The sequence below is a fragment of the Halomonas sp. KM-1 genome (assembly GCF_000246875.1).
GTDB lineage: Bacteria > Pseudomonadota > Gammaproteobacteria > Pseudomonadales > Halomonadaceae > Halomonas > Halomonas aerodenitrificans.
Genome location: NZ_BAEU01000139.1, coordinates 37,784 through 54,524 on the forward strand (window position 1 = coordinate 37,784; position 16,741 = coordinate 54,524).

Here is a 16,741-nt window from a genome sequence, read left to right on the forward strand (position 1 = left end):
CTTAAGCTTCAGCTTCGAGTTCGACATCGGCTTCCTGAGCTTCCTCCGGCTCGACTCCGGTACGGAATCTTGCCAGATACTCACCGAAGCCTTCCGGGCTCAGCCAGAACTGCAGCATATTGGTCACACCATTGGCGGTCAGGGTAGCACCTGACAGACCGTCCACCTGGTGATCGCCAGTGCCGCTGCCCCGCGCCACGCGAATGGCCGGGGTCACGCTCTCTTCGTCGGCGAAGATGCGCTTGCCTTCCCACTGTGCCTGCCAGCGCGGGTTGTTGACTTCGGCGCCGAGTCCGGGCGTTTCGCTGTGCTCGTAATAGGTGATACCGACGATGGTGTTACCGTCGCCCTCGATGGACATGTAACCGCGCATCAGTCCCCACAGGCCCTGGCCGCGAATCGGCAGGATGATCTGATCGGGGTTCTCGGGGTCACCCACCAGATAGACGGTAGCGAAGTTCTCGACGCGGGTCAGCCCGGCGATATCGCGATCGCCCGACAGAGTACGACCGGTAGCCGGATCGCGAGCCGCCTGGAAGTGGTCGAAGGTCTCCGCATCGAACTCGTCGGTGTACTCACCGGTACGCATGTCCACCACACGCGGCGTGATCTCGGCAAAGGCCGCTTCCACGTCGATGCCCGGCTCGTGGAGATTGGCCACGCGCAGGATGTTGGTCTTGCGGTCGAGTTCCACGTTGAGCTGCTGCATGGGGCGCAGCGCCACCGCGGCGGTGGAGACGATGACGGAGCACACGATACAGAGTGCGAACGCCACCGTCAGAATCTTCTTGATGGAGTTGTTGCTCTGGGCCATCAGGCAGTCTCCTCGGCCGGCACACCGGTGCGCTGCATGCGGCGCTTGATGTTGGCCTGAACAAAGAAGTGGTCGATCAGCGGCGCAAACAGGTTGGCGAACAGAATCGCCAGCATGATGCCCTCGGGGAATGCCGGGTTCACCACGCGGATGAGCACCGTCATCACGCCGATCAGAGCGCCGAAGATCAGTCGTCCCTGGTTGGTCATGGAAGCCGATACCGGATCGGTGGCCATGAACACCATGCCGAAGGCGAATCCGCCGATCACCAGGTGCCAGTACCAAGGCATGGCGAACATCGGGTTGGTGTCGGAACCAATCAGGTTGAAGAGCGCACTGGTTGCGACCATGCCGAGGAACACCCCGAGCATGATTCGCCACGAGGCGATCTTGGTCCATAGCAATACCGCGGCCCCAAGGAATATCGCCAGCGTCGATACCTCACCCACCGAGCCGGGCACGAAGCCGATAAAGGCATCCCACCAGCTGTACTGGCTGGTCAGGTCGGCCATGCTCTCCTGGAAGGCAATGGACAGCGGAGTCGCACCGGTGAAGCCATCGGCGGCCACCCACACGGCATCGCCCGAGATCTGCGCCGGATAGGCGAAGTAGAGGAAGGCACGGCCGGTCAGCGCCGGGTTGAGGAAGTTCTTTCCGGTACCGCCGAAGATCTCCTTGCCGATCACTACACCGAAGGTGATGCCGAGCGCCACCTGCCACAGCGGGATGGTGGCCGGCAGAATCAGGGCGTAGAGAACCGAAGTGACGAAGAAGCCTTCGTTGACCTCGTGACCACGCTTGACGGCGAAGACCACTTCCCAGAACCCGCCGACCGCGAAGGTCACCAGGTAGATGGGCAGGAAGTAGGTCGCACCGAGCACGAAGTTGGCCCACAGGCTGTCCGGATTGTGGCCACCGGCCAGGGTCATGAGAATCGCTTCACGCCAGCCGCCCATGGAGGCGTAGCCGTCGGCGATCGCCACGTTGGCCATCCAGCCGGCATTCCACATGCCGAAGAACATGGCCGGGAAGGTACACAGCCACACGGTGATCATGATGCGTTTCAGGTCGACGCCGTCACGCACGTGGGCCGTGGTCTTGGTCACGCTTGGCGGAGCATAGAAGATGGTGTCCACTGCTTCGTAGAGCGGATACCACTTCTCGTACTTGCCACCCTTGTGGAAATGCGGTTCGAGATTGTCGAGTGTCTGTCGGATACCCATCATCAGGCCTCTTTCTCGATCATGGTGAGGTTGTCACGCAGGATGGGACCGTATTCATACTTGCCCGGGCACACGTAGGTGCACAGCGCCAGGTCCTCTTCATCCAGCTCCAGGCATCCGAGCTGCATGGCCACCTCGATGTCACCGACGATCAGCGAGCGCAGCAGCTGGGTCGGCAGAATATCCAACGGCATCACCTCCTCATAGACGCCAACCGGCACCATGGCCCGCTCGGAGCCGTTGGTAGAGGTATTGGGCGCGTAGTTGGAGAGTCCCTTGAACTTCGACAGGTAGATGCCCAGCACGGAGTGGCGGTTGGCGCCCGGCGAGAGCCAGCCCATGAAGGCGCGCTTGTTGCCCTCTTCGAGCAGGGTCACCTGATTGTGGAAGCGGCCCAGGTAGCGCAGCCCGCCTTCCGCTGTGAATCCGGAGAACACCGAACCGGAGATCACCCGCGTATCTTCGGGTTGGAGGATTTCTCCCGCCAACAGTTCCTCGGTGCTGGCACCAATTCGCGTACGCAGCAAGCGCGGCTTCTCGGCACGTGGACCGCCCAGCGCCACCACTCGGCTGGTCTCGATACGGCCTTCCGTGAACAGCTTGCCGAAGGCGATCACGTCCTGGTAGCCGATGTGCCACACCTTCTTGTGCAGCGCGACCGGCGATAGGTAGTGAATGTGGGTCCCGACCAGGCCCGCCGGATGAGGACCGGCGAAGGTCTCGACCTGCACGCCATTGACGTCGCCACCGGGAATCGGCGCACTGGGAGCGGTGCACAGATACACCTTGCCCTTGGTCAGCCGCGCCAGCACCTTGAGACCGTCCTCGAACGCCTCGGGCTGTTCGTTGATGATATCGGCGGGATTGGGACTCAGCGGATGCGTATCGACCGCGGTGACGAAGATGTCGGCCGGCACGCCGTCGATGGCCGGTGTGCGCGAGAAGGGACGCGTACGCAGCGCGGTCCACAGCCCCGACTCGACCAGTTGATCGACCACGACTTGGCGATCCAGGCTCTCGAGCCCGTTGCGGCCATGAGCCGTGAACTCGACAGCTTCTTCGTTCTCGTCGATCTTGATCACCACGGAAAGCAGCTTGCGCTTCTCGCCGCGGTTGATGGCAATGACCTCACCGGCCGCAGGGGCCGTGAAGCGTACGCCTTCGTTCTTCTTGTCGGTGAAGAGGAGTTGGCCCAGTTTCACCTTGTCCCCTTCCCGGACCTCCATGGTCGGCTTCATGCCGACGTAGTCGGTGCCCAGGATAGCCACGTGACGCACGGCTCGCGCATCCTCGATGCGCGGCTCGGGCGTCCCCATGATGGGGAGATCCAGGCCTTTCTTGACTTCGATCATAGTCTCGCCCAGTTGATGGATCGGAAATGCGAAGGAAAGGGGTTCGAATGGATTCGAATTCTTGTTCAGTTCAGTACGTTACCAGTCAGGCCCGAAGGCATTTCGGACCACCCCGAAAAAATCCCCAGTATTATAAAGACAAGCGCGACCAAAGGCCACACGACCTAAGGTCGCAAAAGGGGTAACGAAGCCGCTCGGCGCCTGCCTCGAGAAGGGTTCAAAAGGCGTTGAAAGGCGCTCGTTTCATGAAGTTCAAGCAGCCTCGAAGGCGACGGCCGGCACCTGGGCGGTACCGGCCGACGTGAAATGAAGGTGACTCAGGTCAGAAATTCCCGACCCATCGGGTCGGGAATTCGGCTGTGTCGCCTGACTCAAGCCTGAGCGCGGGGCAGCTTGAGGAAATGCACGTTGGAGATGTGCTGCAGGATACGCACCACCTGGCAGCTGTAGCCGAACTCGTTGTCGTACCAGACATACAGCACCGCCTGCCTGCCGTTGGCGATGGTCGCCTTGGCGTCGACGATACCGGCATGGCGGTTGCCGACGAAATCGGACGACACCACCTCGGGCGAGTCGACGTAGTCGATCTGCTTCTGGTAGGAGGAGTCGATCGACATGCGGCGCAGGTAGTCGTTGAGCGCCTCGGCATCGGTCTCGCGGCCCAGGGTCAGGTTGAGGATGGCCATGGAGACGTTGGGGATCGGCACCCGAATCGCGTTACCGGTCAGCTTGCCGCCCAGTTCGGGCAGCGCCTTGGCCACCGCCTTGGCAGCACCGGTCTCGGTCAGCACCATGTTGAGCGGCGCGCTGCGACCGCGGCGATCGCCCTTGTGGTAGTTGTCGATCAGGTTCTGGTCGTTGGTGTAGGCGTGTACCGTCTCGACGTGGCCGGTCTCGATGCCGTATTCGTCGTTGAGCACCTTGAGCACCGGCACGATGGCGTTGGTGGTGCACGAGGCTGCCGAGAGAATGGTGTCGTCCGCGGCAATGTCGCCGTGGTTGATGCCGAACACGATGTTCTTGATGTCGCCCTTGCCCGGCGCGGTGAGCAGCGCCTTGGACACGCCCTTGCACTCAAGGTGCTGACCCAGGCCCGCTTCGTCACGCCAGATGCCGGTGTTGTCGACCACTACGGCGTTGTCGATGCCATAGGCGGTATAGTCGATGTCGCTCGGCTTGTCGGCGTAGATCACCTGAATGACGTTGCCGTTGGCGGTGATGGTACGTGCCTCGTAGTCGACGCTGATGGTACCGTCGAAGGGCCCGTGGACGGAGTCGCGGCGCAGCAGGCTGGCGCGCTTCTCGAGATCCTTGGCGATGTCGCCACGGCCGCGCACGACGATGGCACGCAGACGCAGCAGGTTACCGCCGCCGGCCTTTTCCACCAGCACCCGCGCCAGCAGACGGCCGATGCGGCCGAAGCCGTAGAGCACCACGTCCTTGGACTGACCGTTGTTACCGCCGGAGTCGTGGCCATCGACGATCTCGGCGAGCTCTTCACGCAGGAAGGCCTTGGCGTCACCGCCGCCACGCTTCTTGAAGGCCACGCCCAGCTTGCCCACGTCGACGTGAGCCGGACCCAGGTTGAGCTCGGTCATGGCCTGGACCAGCGGCAGGGTATCCTGCACCGAGAGTTCGGTGCCCTCAACCTTCCTGACGAAACGATGGTCCTTCAGGATACGAATCACCGAGCGATTGAACAGCGAGCGCCCGTAAAGGGTGGTGACCACGTTGTTGTGACGATACAGACTGCCGATCAGGGGGATCATCTGCTCGGCAAGCGCCTGATTGTCGTGCCATTCCTGGAAGACGGTCTCGAGGGGTTGCTGACTCACGTGAAGCCTCTCTGGTAATCGGGAATTCCTGTTCATTATCCCGTCCGGGCTCGTGGGGGGCAATCGCAGGATGGTCGCAGGTGCTGTAGGGGTATTACAGAAAACACAGGTTGACTACAAGCGCCGCATCGGGCTGGTATGATCCAACACCGACCACAGGCCGCCGTTCCATTCGGCATGGCGAATGCCGCAAAGGCCGCACACACGAACGACGATACGTCTCGACGCCATCATGCCCAAATTCTCGCTGCTCGACCCACCCCGCCCCGCCGGGATCCGCGAAACCCTCTACTGGCAAACGCCACCCGGCAGCGCGGCTGCGCTGGCGCTGGCTCATCTGGCCGACGATGAGCCGCTGCTGGTCATCACCCCGGATACCGCCAGCGCCCAGCGGCTCGAGGACGACCTGCGCTTCTACGCCAGCGTACCGGTGCTGCCCTTCCCCGACTGGGAAACGCTGCCCTATGACAGCTTTTCGCCGCACCAGGACATCGTCTCGGAACGCCTGCGCACGCTTCGACGGCTGCAGGACGGCGAGCACGGCATCGTGCTGGTACCGATCAACACGCTCATGCAGCGCCTGCCGCCGGTGGACTACATCGCCGGCCGGGTGCTTACCCTCGAGGTGGGCATGCGACTCGATCGCGAAGGCTTTCGCGACAGCCTGTCACGGGCCGGCTACCGGTCCGTGGAGACGGTCTACGAACCCGGCGAGTACGCCCTGCGCGGCGCCTTGATCGACCTCTACCCCATGGGCAGCGAGAGCCCGCTGCGCATCGACCTGTTCGACGACGAGATCGACACCTTGCGCCGCTTCGATCCCGACACCCAGCGCAGCCAGGACAAGGTCGAGCGGGTCGAGCTGCTGCCCGCCCACGAATACTCGCTGTCGCGCAGCGCCATCGCCTGCTTCCGCGAGGGCTTCGAGACCCTGTTCGACGTCGACCCGCGCCAATGTCCGCTCTATGTTGACGCCCTGAAGGGCATTCCCTCACCCGGGCTGGAGCAGTACCTGCCGCTGTTCTTCGAAGAGACGGCGACCCTGTTCGAGCACCTGGCCGAGGGTACCCGAGTGGCTCTGCTGCCCGACGTCTTCAGCGCCGCCGAGCATCACTGGGCCGCCATCGAGAGCCGCTATGAGAACCTCGGCGTCGACCCGACCCGGCCGCTACTGCCGCCCCACCGCGCCTTCGTTCCGGTCGCGGAGATCTTCGCCGCCATCAAACGCCACCCGCGCGTCGAGCTGAGTGACGACCCAGAACAGCGACATGCCCACCCAGGTGCCGTGCAGGCACTACCGCAAGTGGCGGTCAACGCCCGCGCCAGGAAGCCACTGGCGGCGCTCGAGCACTTTCTCGCCGAGCATGGCGACACCCGGGTGCTGTTCGTCGCCGAGTCGCGCGGCCGCCGCGAGGCTCTGGAAGAGACGCTCGCCCCGCTGCAGCTGACGTTGCCCCATGTCGCCGGCTTCAATGCCTTTCAAGCCAGCACGGCACGACTGGCCGTCACCGAAGGCGAGCTCAGCGCCGGGCTGTGGCTGGAGCAGCCCGATCTCGCCGTGATCAGCGAGACGGAGCTGTTCGGCGACGTGGTGCGCCAAAGCCGCCGCCGCGAGAAGGCCACCGACATGGGCGAACTGGCCATTCGCCACCTTGCCGAGCTGCGCCCCGGCGCCCCGGTGGTACATCAGACCCACGGCGTGGGCCGCTACCGCGGCCTGGAACTGATCGAGGCCGGCGGTCAGGCGGCAGAGTTCGTGGCGCTCGAGTACGCCGACGGCGCCAAGCTCTACGTGCCGGTGGACAACTTGCATCTGATCTCGCGCTACGCCGGTGCCGACGACGAACTCGCCCCGCTGCACCGGCTGGGCTCCGAACAGTGGGACAAGGCGCGACGCAAGGCCGCGGAGAAGATTCGCGACACCGCCGCCGAGCTGCTCGACGTCTACGCCCGCCGCGAGGCCCGGGAAGGCTTCGCCTGCGCCCTGCCCGACGAGGAGTATGCCCGCTTCTCCGCCACCTTCCCGTTCGAGGAGACCCCCGATCAGCGCGCCGCCATCGCCGCCGTGATCGGCGACATGACCGCCCCTCGCCCGATGGATCGCGTGGTGTGCGGCGACGTCGGCTTCGGCAAGACCGAGGTCGCCATGCGCGCGGCCTTCCTCGCCGTGCATTCGGGGCGTCAGGTAGTGGTCCTGGTGCCCACCACCCTGCTGGCCCGTCAGCACTACGAGAATTTCCGCGACCGTTTCGCCGATACTGCGGTGCAGATCGAGCTGATCTCACGCTTCACCGCCGGCAAAGGCCAGGCGGAGGCGCTCGCGCGTATCGAGAGCGGCAAGGCCGACATCGTGATCGGCACCCACAAGCTACTGTCGAAGTCGATGAAGCTGCCCAACATGGGGCTGCTGATAATCGACGAGGAGCACCGCTTCGGCGTCGCCCAGAAGGAGCGACTCAAGGAACTGCGCGCCGAGGTCGACATCCTCACGCTCACCGCCACCCCGATACCGCGCACGCTCAATATGGCCATGAGCGGCATCCGCGACCTGTCGATCATCGCCACGCCGCCGGCCCGCCGCCTGTCGGTGAAGACCTTCGTCCAGCAGCGCGACGAGTCGATCATCAAGGAGGCGATGCTGCGCGAGATCCTGCGCGGCGGCCAGGTCTACTACCTGCACAACGAGGTCAAGACCATCGAGACCGCCGCCGAGACGATCCGCTCGCTGGTGCCGGAAGCGCGTGTCGCGGTAGCCCACGGCCAGCTCCCCGAACGCGCCCTGGAGCGCGTCATGTCGGACTTCTACCACAAGCGCTACAACGTGCTGGTGTGCTCCACCATCATCGAGACCGGCATCGACGTGCCCAGTGCCAACACCATCGTCATCGAACGCGCCGACAAGTTCGGCCTGGCGCAGTTGCACCAACTGCGCGGTCGCGTCGGGCGAAGCCACCATCAGGCCTATGCCTACTTGCTCGCTCCGCCGCCCCGCGCCATGACCAAGGACGCCGTCAAGCGCCTTGAGGCCATCGCTGCCGCCGACGACCTCGGCGCCGGCTTCACCCTGGCCAGCCACGACATGGAGATCCGCGGCGCCGGGGAGCTGCTCGGCGAGGAGCAGAGCGGCCAGATGGAGGCCATTGGCTACACGCTCTACATGGAGATGCTGGATCGCGCCGTGGCTGCCATTCGCGCCGGCAAGACGCCCAACATCGAAACCCCGCTGAACGAAGGGGTCGAGGTCAGCCTCAATCTGCCGGCGCTGATTCCCGACGACTATCTGCCCGACGTGCAACAGCGCCTGGTGATGTACAAGCGCATCGCGAGCGCCGCCGACGAGGCCGAGCTGAAGGAGCTGCAGGTGGAGATGATCGACCGCTTCGGCCTGCTGCCAGCGCCGGTTAAGACCCTGATGCGCCAGACCCGACTGCGTCAGCGCGCCGAACGGCTGGGCATCGTGCGTCTCGAGGCCGGCACCGAACGAGGAAGGATGATCTTCGGCGGCCAGACACGGGTCGATCCGCTGGTACTGGTCAAGCTCATTCAGGCTGAGCCGCAGCGCTATCGGCTCGACGGCGCCGACACCCTGCGCTTCGAAGCGACCATGGACAAGGAGGAAGGGCGTTTCCAGACCGTAGAGCAACTGCTCGACGTACTCAACCGCAAGGCCCAGGCCGCTTGAGCGGCAACGCCAGGGCCTACGCAAGAAGCACGCCAGGACTCCCGCATCGCGCGGGAACGCTATACTATGCGTAGGTGTCCAATCGCAGCCTTGACACGAACCCGGCGCCAAGAACCGAAAGGCGCGTGACCGTTGCCGAATGACGTGGCATGTCTGGAGACATGCCACGCTTTAGCGACTTTATGACGAGAACATGACGTAAATGAAGAACCCGACACTGGCCAGGCGTATCGGCCTTGGCGTTGCCCTGTTCAGTCTTGCCGCCCTGTTGGCAACGGCAACGGTTGCCGACGAGAGTTCGAACGGCACCCGCGAGTTGCCCCGAGGCCATTTTCACCTGCCCGAAGCGGGTAACGTGATCGGCGAAGCCTATACCGCCGTCGTCGAAGAGGGTGAAACCCTGCTCGACATCGGCCGCCGCCACAACGCCGGCTACGAAGAGATGCGCATGGCGAATCCCGACGTCAGCATCTGGGCTCCCCAGGCCGGCACCGAGGTGGTGATCCCAGCCCAGCACATCCTGCCGGATGCTCCGCGCGAAGGTATCGTGGTCAATCTCTCCGAACTGCGCCTGTACTACTACTCGCGCCCCGGCATCGTCGAAACCTACCCGATCAGCATCGGCCGCGACGGCTTTGCCACTCCGGTGGGCGTAACCCGCACCACCGTCAAGGTCAAGGACCCGCACTGGTCGCCGCCCCGCTCCATGCGCGAGGAAGCCGCGGCACGTGGCGAGCCGCCGCCCGCCGTGGTACCGCCCGGCCCCGACAACCCCCTGGGCCGCCACGCCATCCTGCTGGGTCTGCCGAGCTATCTGATTCACGGCACCAACATGCCAGACGGCGTCGGCATGCGTGCCAGCCGCGGCTGTATCCGCATGTACCCGGAGGACATCGAGTCGCTCTACGAGCGCGTTCCCAGCGGCACTCAGGTGAACATCATCGATCAGCCGTTCAAGGTGGCCTGGTCGGCGGATGGCGTGCTCTACGCGCAGTCCTTCCCGCAGCTCGAAGAGAACCAGGGCACCTTCGAGCCGATCATCAACGCCATGGAAGTCCTGGCCAACGCCTTCGGCGAGGAGCGCCCGCCGGTCGACTACGCCCAACTGCGTCGCGTGGTGGAAAATCCCGACGGTCGTCTGGTCTCGCTGCTGCGTGTCGCCGAAGAGGAGCCGACTCCTGTCGCCCCGCAGCACGACAGCCTCGACAACGGAATCTTCTCCGAGATCGAACTCGGCCAGCTTTCCGGCCTCTTCACGGAGCTGGAAGCCTACCGCCGCTAGGCCTTTGCCCCCACTGCCGACGGCAAGCGCACCACGCCGTCGGCGGCATCCGCTCCATGAGGCCCCCGCTTCACGAAGCCAACGCCCACGAACGAGAAAACCCCGCCGAGGCGGGGTTTTCTCGTTGCAGAACCGCCATCACCCGAGGGTGATGATGGCCCCAGCAGAATTACTTCTGCATGGAGCGCTGGAACATACGGTTCATTTCTTCGCGGTTCTGCTCGGACATCTGCAGAGCCGCCTGGGCGTCACGCTGCGCCTGGTTGGCAGTGTTTTGCGCCTGAGTAGCGATGCTGCGAGCTTCTGCAGCGTCCGCCTGAGCGGCTTCAGCAGTCTGGCGAACTTCGTCCAGAGCAGCGTTGGTAGCACAACCAGCCAGGATGGCCATAGAAGCAGCAGCGGCGGTCAGCTTCAGGGTGGTCTTCAGAGTCATGATGTTCTCCTTGAGTCTTCCTTGGTACTGCACAGGTTAGTACAGCGGCGTTGATGATGCCTGTGATCCAGGCTTTCCTGCTCAATGCAGGATTCTTGCAGCGACTGCTGCCAAGCACAGGAGTCAAACGCTGTTTTATAATACCCTACGGCGCTTGTCCATAGCTCGAAACGTCCCTTGCGTATCTTGAGCCTAGCGGATGACGACGCGAGTGCCAATGTCGATTAGCTCGGAAAGCCTCTCGATCTCCGCGTCGGTTACCGCCACACACCCCTGAGTCCAGTGATAACTAGCATGAACCTCCGGGTCTGCCCTACCGAGGCCATGGATTCCGATGAAGCCCCCCAGCACTGTCTGCTGGGGCGGATACCCGTGGCGCCGATAGTAGGCGAAATAATCTGCGTAATCCTGCTCCGTGTAAAGCCCTGTTTCCAACGCAGTACGCGCATGGGACGGCGTAGGATAGTCGATGCCGATGAAGATATGCCACTGGCTTTCCCAATTAAAGCGATTGACGCGGAATTCACCCTTCGGCGTGACGTTGCCTCCGTAGGTGCGCATCGTGCTGGCACCGGAGCGACCCAGCGAGACAGGAGCGAAGCGCTCGAGCAGGGCGTTGCCCCGATAGACGCTCAGCGAGGATTCCCGATCGTCGACCAGCACCCATATCTCGCTGTCATGGCGAGGCGTAGGTGCGCGCGACAGAATGGTCTCGATCAGGCTTGCATGGGCTTCGCGCCCCGTCAGCAGGGCGAAGGGGGCCAGCAAGGCCAGCTGGCCAAAGCGACGGCGGGAAACGGATCTCATCGACTCCTCACGGCAGGTCGGTTCGTTAGCGTTTTATAACGTATCCCGCTTCGACTGTCAGTCCACTTAACGTAACCGAACATTGCATCCATGACGCCGGTCAATGGCCTTCGTGCAAGCAAGCCTCTAGGCTCACAGACAGGTTTATCGTCATTAGCCACGGAGCCCACCCATGCCCACTCAGCCCGGAAGCTCTCGCCCGCCCCGCCACGCCCAGCTCGCGACCGCCGAGCAGAGCCCCGATTTCGCCGCCTGGGCCCAGGGGGTGGGTATGATCTCCCATGGCCCCGCCACTCAAGCGGCCATCGCCAGCTTGCTGGAACGCCATGCCCCCACCGCCGAACTCAGACGCACCTGGCTGGCCAAGCTTCGAGCCGCCGACCGGCTGGCCAACATGGGAATGTGGCTGGTGGCCCACATGACCTACGCGCAGCGCGTACGGCTGGATGGTGAGCCGCTCGTCGAAGCGGATTTCAAACCCAGGCCGGAAGGACACACCGGTGGCGCCCTCAACATGGTGCCCGCCTACGTCGGCTATCTCACTGCCAACAGCCTGACCTGCCTGACCCGCAGCTGGCTGATGGGGCAAGGTCACTGTGTAGCCGCCATCGATGCACTCAACGTGCTGATGGACAACATGGGACCTGCCCACGCGGCTCGTTATGCGCTCAGCGACGAGGGCCTGACGCGGCTGGTCAACGATTTCTATCACTGCGGGGTCGATGCCGACGGTCAACCCGTCTCCCCTCTCGGCAGCCACGTCAACGCCCACACGGCCGGCGGTCTAAGCGAAGGCGGCTATCTCGGCTTTGCGGGCCTACAGTATGCGCACATGCCTCTTGCGCACCAGAATCTTGTGGCCTTTCTCAGCGATGGCGCCTTCGAGGAGCAACGCGGGAGCGACTGGGTACCGCGCTGGTGGCGAGCCGAGGACAGCGGCTCGATCGTGCCGGTGATGATCGCCAATGGCCGCCGTATCGATCAGCGTACGACCATGAGCCAGTCGGGCGGCACCCACTGGTTCGAGGAGCATCTGATGCTCAATGGCTTCGCGCCGCTGACCATCGATGGCCGGGACCCCGCCGCCTTCGCCTGGGCGATCATCACTGCCGAAACGGAACTGGCCGAACAGGTGGCTGCCCTGGAAGCGGGACACGGCCGCTACCCCCTACGCCTGCCCTATGTCATCGCCGAAACGGTAAAGGGCTACGGCTTTCCAGGCGCCGGCACCAATGCGGCGCATAATCTCCCGCTGCTCGCCAGCCCGGCCGAGGATGCCTCTGCTCGCGATCTCTTCAATGCAGGCGCTGCCGCGCTCCACGTGCCGCTAGCCGAACTGCGCCAGGCGATCGATACACTCAACGATCACACTACGAGCCAACGCCCCAAGGAGCGCGATAACGAGCTGGCCATCGCCGTGACGCCGCTACCCACCGCCCCACCGCTGCCGACCTTCATGCCAGGCCAATCCGTCTCCCCCATGGCAGCCATTGATGAAACCTTCAAGCGCCTCGTGCTGGCCAACCCCGAGCTGCGGGTGCGGGTGGGAAATCCCGATGAGATGCGCAGCAACCGGCTTGACCAGACCCTGGACCTGCTAAAGCACCGGGTGACCGATCCGGAGCCGGGCGTCGCCGAGGCCCTCGACGGCTCGGTGATCACTGCCCTCAACGAAGAAGCGGTGGTGTGTGCGGCACTGGCCAACAAGCAAGGTCTGAACCTGGTGGCATCGTACGAGGCCTTTGCCGTCAAGATGCTGGGTGCCATGCGCCAGGAGATCATCTTTGCCCGTCATCAGCACGAAGTCGGCCTCGAGCCGGGCTGGCTGACGGTGCCGCTGTTGGCCAGCTCCCACACCTGGGAGAACGGCAAGAACGAACAGTCGCACCAGGATCCGACGCTGTGCGAAGCCTGGCTGGGTGAAATGGACGACGTGGCGCCGACGCTGTTCCCGGTCGATGCGCCAAGCGCGGCCTATGCGCTGCGAGAGCTTTACCGCTCACGCGGCCGCATTGCACTAGCGGTGGTAGCGAAGAACCCCGTGCCGGTAGTGCTCGATGAAGAGCAGGCCAGGCGCCTCTACGAGGATGGCATAATCTGCCTGCACGATACGGTGGCTCCACGCGTCCAGCTGTTCGCGATAGGCACCTACCAGTTGATCGAGATGCAGCGTGCCCTGGCAAGGCTGACCCTGGCGGGAGTCGAGGCCAGCCTTTATGTGATTCAGGAGCCCGGCAAGCTGCGCGAGGCCAGGGACGAACGAGAGGCGACCGCCACCCTCGGTCAGTGCCGGCTCAGCCAACTGGTGCCACCTACCCAGGCCAGGGTCTTCCTCGCGCACTGCCGTCCCGAACCGTTGTGCGGCGTGCTGCGCCCGCTCGACACCGGCAGCGGTTCACGTTTTCTTGGCTATCGCAACCGCGGCGGCACGCTGGATACCTTCGGCATGCTTTATGCCAATCGCGCTACCTGGGGCCATGTGTTGGAGGCCGTCAGCGAAGTGGCAAATCTCGAACTCGAGGCCCTGCTCGATGAACCGGAGCGCCTGGCGCTGGCCGGCGAAGGCGATCCCCAGGCGCTGCGCTGAGGCGCTGTCCCGAGTCTCAGGCCGACAGGAAGGCCCCCATACGAAACACTTCCCGCAGGCTGGTGATGCCCGACTCGGCCTTGGCCAGACCGTCGGCCAGCATCAGTGTCACGCCGCGCTCCAGCAAGTGCCGGCGCAGCTCGGCCTCATCGGCATGGCGCAGGATTCGGGCATGATCCTCAGGGGTGAGCTGCCAGATCTCGAACACCCCGATGCGACCGCGATAGCCGAGGCCGTCGCAGTTTGAGCAGCCCGATGCGCTCCAGGTCAGCTCCGGCACTGCCAGGCCTATCGCCGCCAACCACTCCCGCTCGCGAGGTTCGGGCGGCACCTGCTCCCGGCAGTGCGGGCACAGTCGCCGCACCAAGCGCTGGGCGATGACCAGGCCAAGATTGGCGCTGATCTCACTGTCGCCGAGCCCCATCTGACGCATCGAGGTCACCACGCCCACCGCATCGCGACTGTGCAGAGTGCCCATCAGCGAGCGTCCGCTGCTGGTCACGTTCAGCGCCGCAAAGGCAGACTCGCGATCGCGAATCTCACCGATAAGAACGTAATCGGGGTCGAGACGCAGCAAGGAACGGGTACCGCTGGCAAAATCGAGGCCATGATCCGGATCGACCTGAATCTGATTGATGCCCTCAATACCGTACTCGACGGGATTTTCCAGCGTGACCACATGGCTGTCGGAGAGGCGCAACTGGCCGAGCAGCGTATAGAGCGTGGTGGTCTTGCCAGCACCGGTCGGCCCGGCCACCAGCAGCATGCTGCCCGTGGCATCCATCCAGCGCCTGATGCCCAGCGCGCCTTCCTCACCGATGCCCAGCCCGGCCGTATCTTCATACGCCTGCGGCGGTGACAGAAAGCGTACGGCCAGCTTCTCCCCCGCGACACAGTGCACGGCGGTAACGCGAAGCGAGCGCTCCTCCGCCGGGCTCTCTGCGTGGAACCAGTGGAAACTGCCCTCCGCGGTGGCCAGCGAGGGTACCGGGTTGAGCTTGGCAAGCACCTTGAACTGGTTGACCAGACGCGCACCCTGCGTCAGATCCACATGTAGTGCCTCGACGATGCGTCCATCGATGCGCAGACGAATGCGGTATCCCCGCCGCTCGGGGTCCAGATGGATGTCGCTGGCTCTGGCCCGCAGGGCATCATCGAGCAGCGCATGCGCCTCCAGCGTATTGCCGCTCGGCAACGGCTCTGCCTCGAGCAGCGCCAGCAAGGCAGGCAGCAGCTGATGCCGGAAGCTCTCCTCGGACACGGTCTTTCCTCCCTGATTGGTCCATGCGCCATGTCACGCCGAAGCACGACCGCTGCAGGAAGTCTAGCTCAGGTAAGGTTCGCCACACGGAAAAGGCCTCATCACGCAGTGAGCCCCGGCAGTTCGACTGCCGGGGCTCACTTGGCTACTGCGAGGTCACCTGCCTCGGCGACAGCGCTCTAGGCGTGGGATTCAACGGTGAAGATGCTCTGCAGCTTGTGCTTCTTGCCGTAGATGTGCACCGTGGTCTCGTCGAAGGGAAAACGGTCGCGATACTGACTGCCATTGTTGAATCTGGGCTTGTGCGCATTGATCATCGCCGCCGTCAGCCGTTCACGATTGGGGTGCCCCACCAGCCCCACGGCATACCAGAGCTCCTCACCCGGCTGCAGGAAGGCCGCCCACTTGTCGTGATCGGGATGGTGCTCCAAGCCATAGCGGGCGCTACGATGCTCGCCCACATAGAGCAGCTCCTGAACGTCCATCTCATTGGTTTCCGGGTCGCGGGCGGCGCGGAAGACACAGAAGAAGCCCGACTCATCCGGTGTGTCGTGCAACTGCTCGCGCGTCCAGTAGCCCAGCACCTTGGGGGAGAGTAGCTGTTCCGACATGGGTGACCTCCTCAGTAATCTTCCAGTCGTTGCATGTCGCGGGCGATGCGCCGCACCTCGGCTTCATGCCCCGAGGCCAAGGCCTCGAAGAAGCCTTTCTCGTCGCTGCCACCGGCCAGCTCGGCACGGTGGGCGTAGAGATCCTGAAGCGTCCGGTGCGCAGTCAGCGCCGTGGCCAACACGTCCTGCACTCTTTTACCATCGACGCCTTCCGGTAAACGTTCAAGTACCGGTGCATGAGGAAAGTCGTTGGGATCGTCGAACCAGGCTTCAAGCACGCTGCGATGATCGCTGCCATCATCGAGATAACTCAGCAGATCGCCTTGCAGCTTACGCTCGCGTTGGGCCAGGTATTCGAGCGCCATCCTGACCCGCTCATCGTCCCCTGCGGCGGCCAGGCGGGCATACTGATCGGCCAGACGGGCATGATAATCCGCAGCCCAATCGACCAACTCCTTGACTTGATGAAAGCGCATGCGCATCCCCTCCCGGACGTCCGCCAGCCACGCCGACCGGCTCTCTTGCTTTCATCCTAGCCAAAGCCGGGTGACAACGCTTGACGTACATCAACGGAAGACGATATGAGCATGCAGCCGCCGGGCAGCGGCGGCTACCACTCCTGGCTAGTCTCGCGCAGCGACTGGATCTCGCGCTTGGCTTCCTTGAGGCATGCCCGGAGCTCGTCGCCCAAGGCCGCACTGCCACCCACCGCGATCATGCCCGCAGCGCTCGACCTGCCCCGCCGGGCGACACCGGCGCTGTCGTGCAGCGCCTCGATGCGCTGCAGCAGCCAGGCCAGCCAGCTGTCGGGGCGGGCCGCCAACTCGCGCAGCCGGTGCAGCTCGGCAATGCCG

At 63.9% G+C, this 16,741-nt stretch carries 13 protein-coding genes; 3 read left to right on the top strand and 10 right to left on the bottom strand.

Annotated features, from left to right (window positions below; translation table 11 throughout):
- Position 1 precedes the first annotated feature (1 nt).
- From B8115_RS17195 to B8115_RS17210, 4 genes are all read right to left on the bottom strand, one after another.
- Complete coding sequence (locus B8115_RS17195; RefSeq protein WP_010629074.1) at positions 2 to 814, bottom strand: Na(+)-translocating NADH-quinone reductase subunit C; 813 nt, start codon at positions 812 to 814, stop codon at positions 2 to 4.
- The gene (locus B8115_RS17200; protein WP_010629075.1) at positions 814 to 2,040 is read right to left on the bottom strand and encodes an NADH:ubiquinone reductase (Na(+)-transporting) subunit B; all 1,227 of its coding nucleotides are present in this window, start codon (positions 2,038 to 2,040) and stop codon (positions 814 to 816) included. Before B8115_RS17200 ends, B8115_RS17195 begins: the two co-directional genes overlap by 1 nt.
- On the bottom strand, positions 2,040 to 3,389 hold the full coding sequence (locus B8115_RS17205) for a Na(+)-translocating NADH-quinone reductase subunit A (protein ID WP_010629076.1): 1,350 nt from the start codon (positions 3,387 to 3,389) through the stop codon (positions 2,040 to 2,042). The genes B8115_RS17200 and B8115_RS17205 overlap by 1 nt, the downstream gene beginning before the upstream one ends.
- A 371-nt stretch (positions 3,390 to 3,760) precedes the next feature.
- Positions 3,761 to 5,224: a glyceraldehyde-3-phosphate dehydrogenase gene (locus tag B8115_RS17210; RefSeq protein ID WP_010629077.1), complete on the bottom strand. Its 1,464-nt coding sequence runs from the start codon at positions 5,222 to 5,224 to the stop codon at positions 3,761 to 3,763.
- Between the two features lie 232 nt (positions 5,225 to 5,456).
- Between B8115_RS17210 and mfd the strand changes: the two genes are divergently transcribed.
- Positions 5,457 to 8,906: a transcription-repair coupling factor gene (gene mfd / locus B8115_RS17215; protein ID WP_010629078.1), complete on the top strand. Its 3,450-nt coding sequence runs from the start codon at positions 5,457 to 5,459 to the stop codon at positions 8,904 to 8,906.
- A gap of 202 nt (positions 8,907 to 9,108) precedes the next feature.
- Entirely contained in the window at positions 9,109 to 10,188 is a 1,080-nt protein-coding gene (locus B8115_RS17220) for a L,D-transpeptidase family protein (protein WP_010629079.1), read from the top strand.
- A 169-nt stretch (positions 10,189 to 10,357) separates the two neighbouring features.
- Here B8115_RS17220 and B8115_RS17225 read toward each other — a convergent pair whose 3' ends face one another.
- Both B8115_RS17225 and B8115_RS17230 read right to left on the bottom strand, forming a co-directional pair.
- Positions 10,358 to 10,621, bottom strand: coding sequence for an Lpp/OprI family alanine-zipper lipoprotein (locus tag B8115_RS17225; protein ID WP_010629080.1), 264 nt, complete (start codon positions 10,619 to 10,621; stop codon positions 10,358 to 10,360).
- A gap of 192 nt (positions 10,622 to 10,813) precedes the next feature.
- A complete protein-coding gene (locus tag B8115_RS17230) occupies positions 10,814 to 11,428 on the bottom strand; it encodes a murein L,D-transpeptidase family protein (RefSeq protein WP_010629081.1) in 615 nt (204 codons plus the stop codon).
- Positions 11,429 to 11,600: 172 nt separating this feature from the next.
- On the opposite strand from B8115_RS17230, the gene B8115_RS17235 reads away from it, so the two are divergent.
- Positions 11,601 to 14,015 (top strand): hypothetical protein, encoded by a 2,415-nt coding sequence (locus tag B8115_RS17235; protein WP_010629082.1) that lies wholly within the window; start codon positions 11,601 to 11,603, stop codon positions 14,013 to 14,015.
- Between the two features lie 16 nt (positions 14,016 to 14,031).
- On the opposite strand, the gene B8115_RS17240 is transcribed toward B8115_RS17235, so the two are convergent.
- The 4 genes from B8115_RS17240 to B8115_RS23645 form a co-directional block, all read right to left on the bottom strand.
- Positions 14,032 to 15,276 carry a GspE/PulE family protein gene (locus B8115_RS17240; protein WP_010629083.1) on the bottom strand — a complete coding sequence of 415 codons (1,245 nt, stop codon included), beginning with the start codon at positions 15,274 to 15,276 and terminating at the stop codon, positions 14,032 to 14,034.
- Between the two features lie 179 nt (positions 15,277 to 15,455).
- A complete protein-coding gene (locus B8115_RS17245) occupies positions 15,456 to 15,887 on the bottom strand; it encodes a hypothetical protein (RefSeq protein WP_010629084.1) in 432 nt (143 codons plus the stop codon).
- An 11-nt stretch (positions 15,888 to 15,898) separates the two neighbouring features.
- Positions 15,899 to 16,363, bottom strand: a complete 465-nt coding sequence (locus B8115_RS17250; protein WP_010629085.1) for a hypothetical protein — start codon at positions 16,361 to 16,363, stop codon at positions 15,899 to 15,901.
- Between the two features lie 134 nt (positions 16,364 to 16,497).
- The coding region (locus B8115_RS23645) for a DUF6586 family protein (RefSeq protein WP_010629086.1) at positions 16,498 to 16,741 on the bottom strand (244 nt) is incomplete at its 5' end.

Excerpts from the sequence above, each read along its gene's own strand:
- B8115_RS17235 (WP_010629082.1), top strand. The coding sequence starts at position 11,601 with ATGCCCACTCAGCCCGGAAGCTCTCGCCCGCCCCGCCACGCCCAGCTC.
- mfd (WP_010629078.1), top strand. The coding sequence starts at position 5,457 with ATGCCCAAATTCTCGCTGCTCGACCCACCCCGCCCCGCCGGGATCCGC.
- B8115_RS17245 (WP_010629084.1), bottom strand. The coding sequence starts at position 15,887 with ATGTCGGAACAGCTACTCTCCCCCAAGGTGCTGGGCTACTGGACGCGC.
- B8115_RS17205 (WP_010629076.1), bottom strand. The coding sequence starts at position 3,389 with ATGATCGAAGTCAAGAAAGGCCTGGATCTCCCCATCATGGGGACGCCC.
- B8115_RS17220 (WP_010629079.1), top strand. The coding sequence starts at position 9,109 with ATGAAGAACCCGACACTGGCCAGGCGTATCGGCCTTGGCGTTGCCCTG.
- B8115_RS17225 (WP_010629080.1), bottom strand. The coding sequence starts at position 10,621 with ATGACTCTGAAGACCACCCTGAAGCTGACCGCCGCTGCTGCTTCTATG.
- B8115_RS17250 (WP_010629085.1), bottom strand. The coding sequence starts at position 16,363 with ATGCGCTTTCATCAAGTCAAGGAGTTGGTCGATTGGGCTGCGGATTAT.
- B8115_RS17230 (WP_010629081.1), bottom strand. The coding sequence starts at position 11,428 with ATGAGATCCGTTTCCCGCCGTCGCTTTGGCCAGCTGGCCTTGCTGGCC.
- B8115_RS17195 (WP_010629074.1), bottom strand. The coding sequence starts at position 814 with ATGGCCCAGAGCAACAACTCCATCAAGAAGATTCTGACGGTGGCGTTC.
- B8115_RS17200 (WP_010629075.1), bottom strand. The coding sequence starts at position 2,040 with ATGATGGGTATCCGACAGACACTCGACAATCTCGAACCGCATTTCCAC.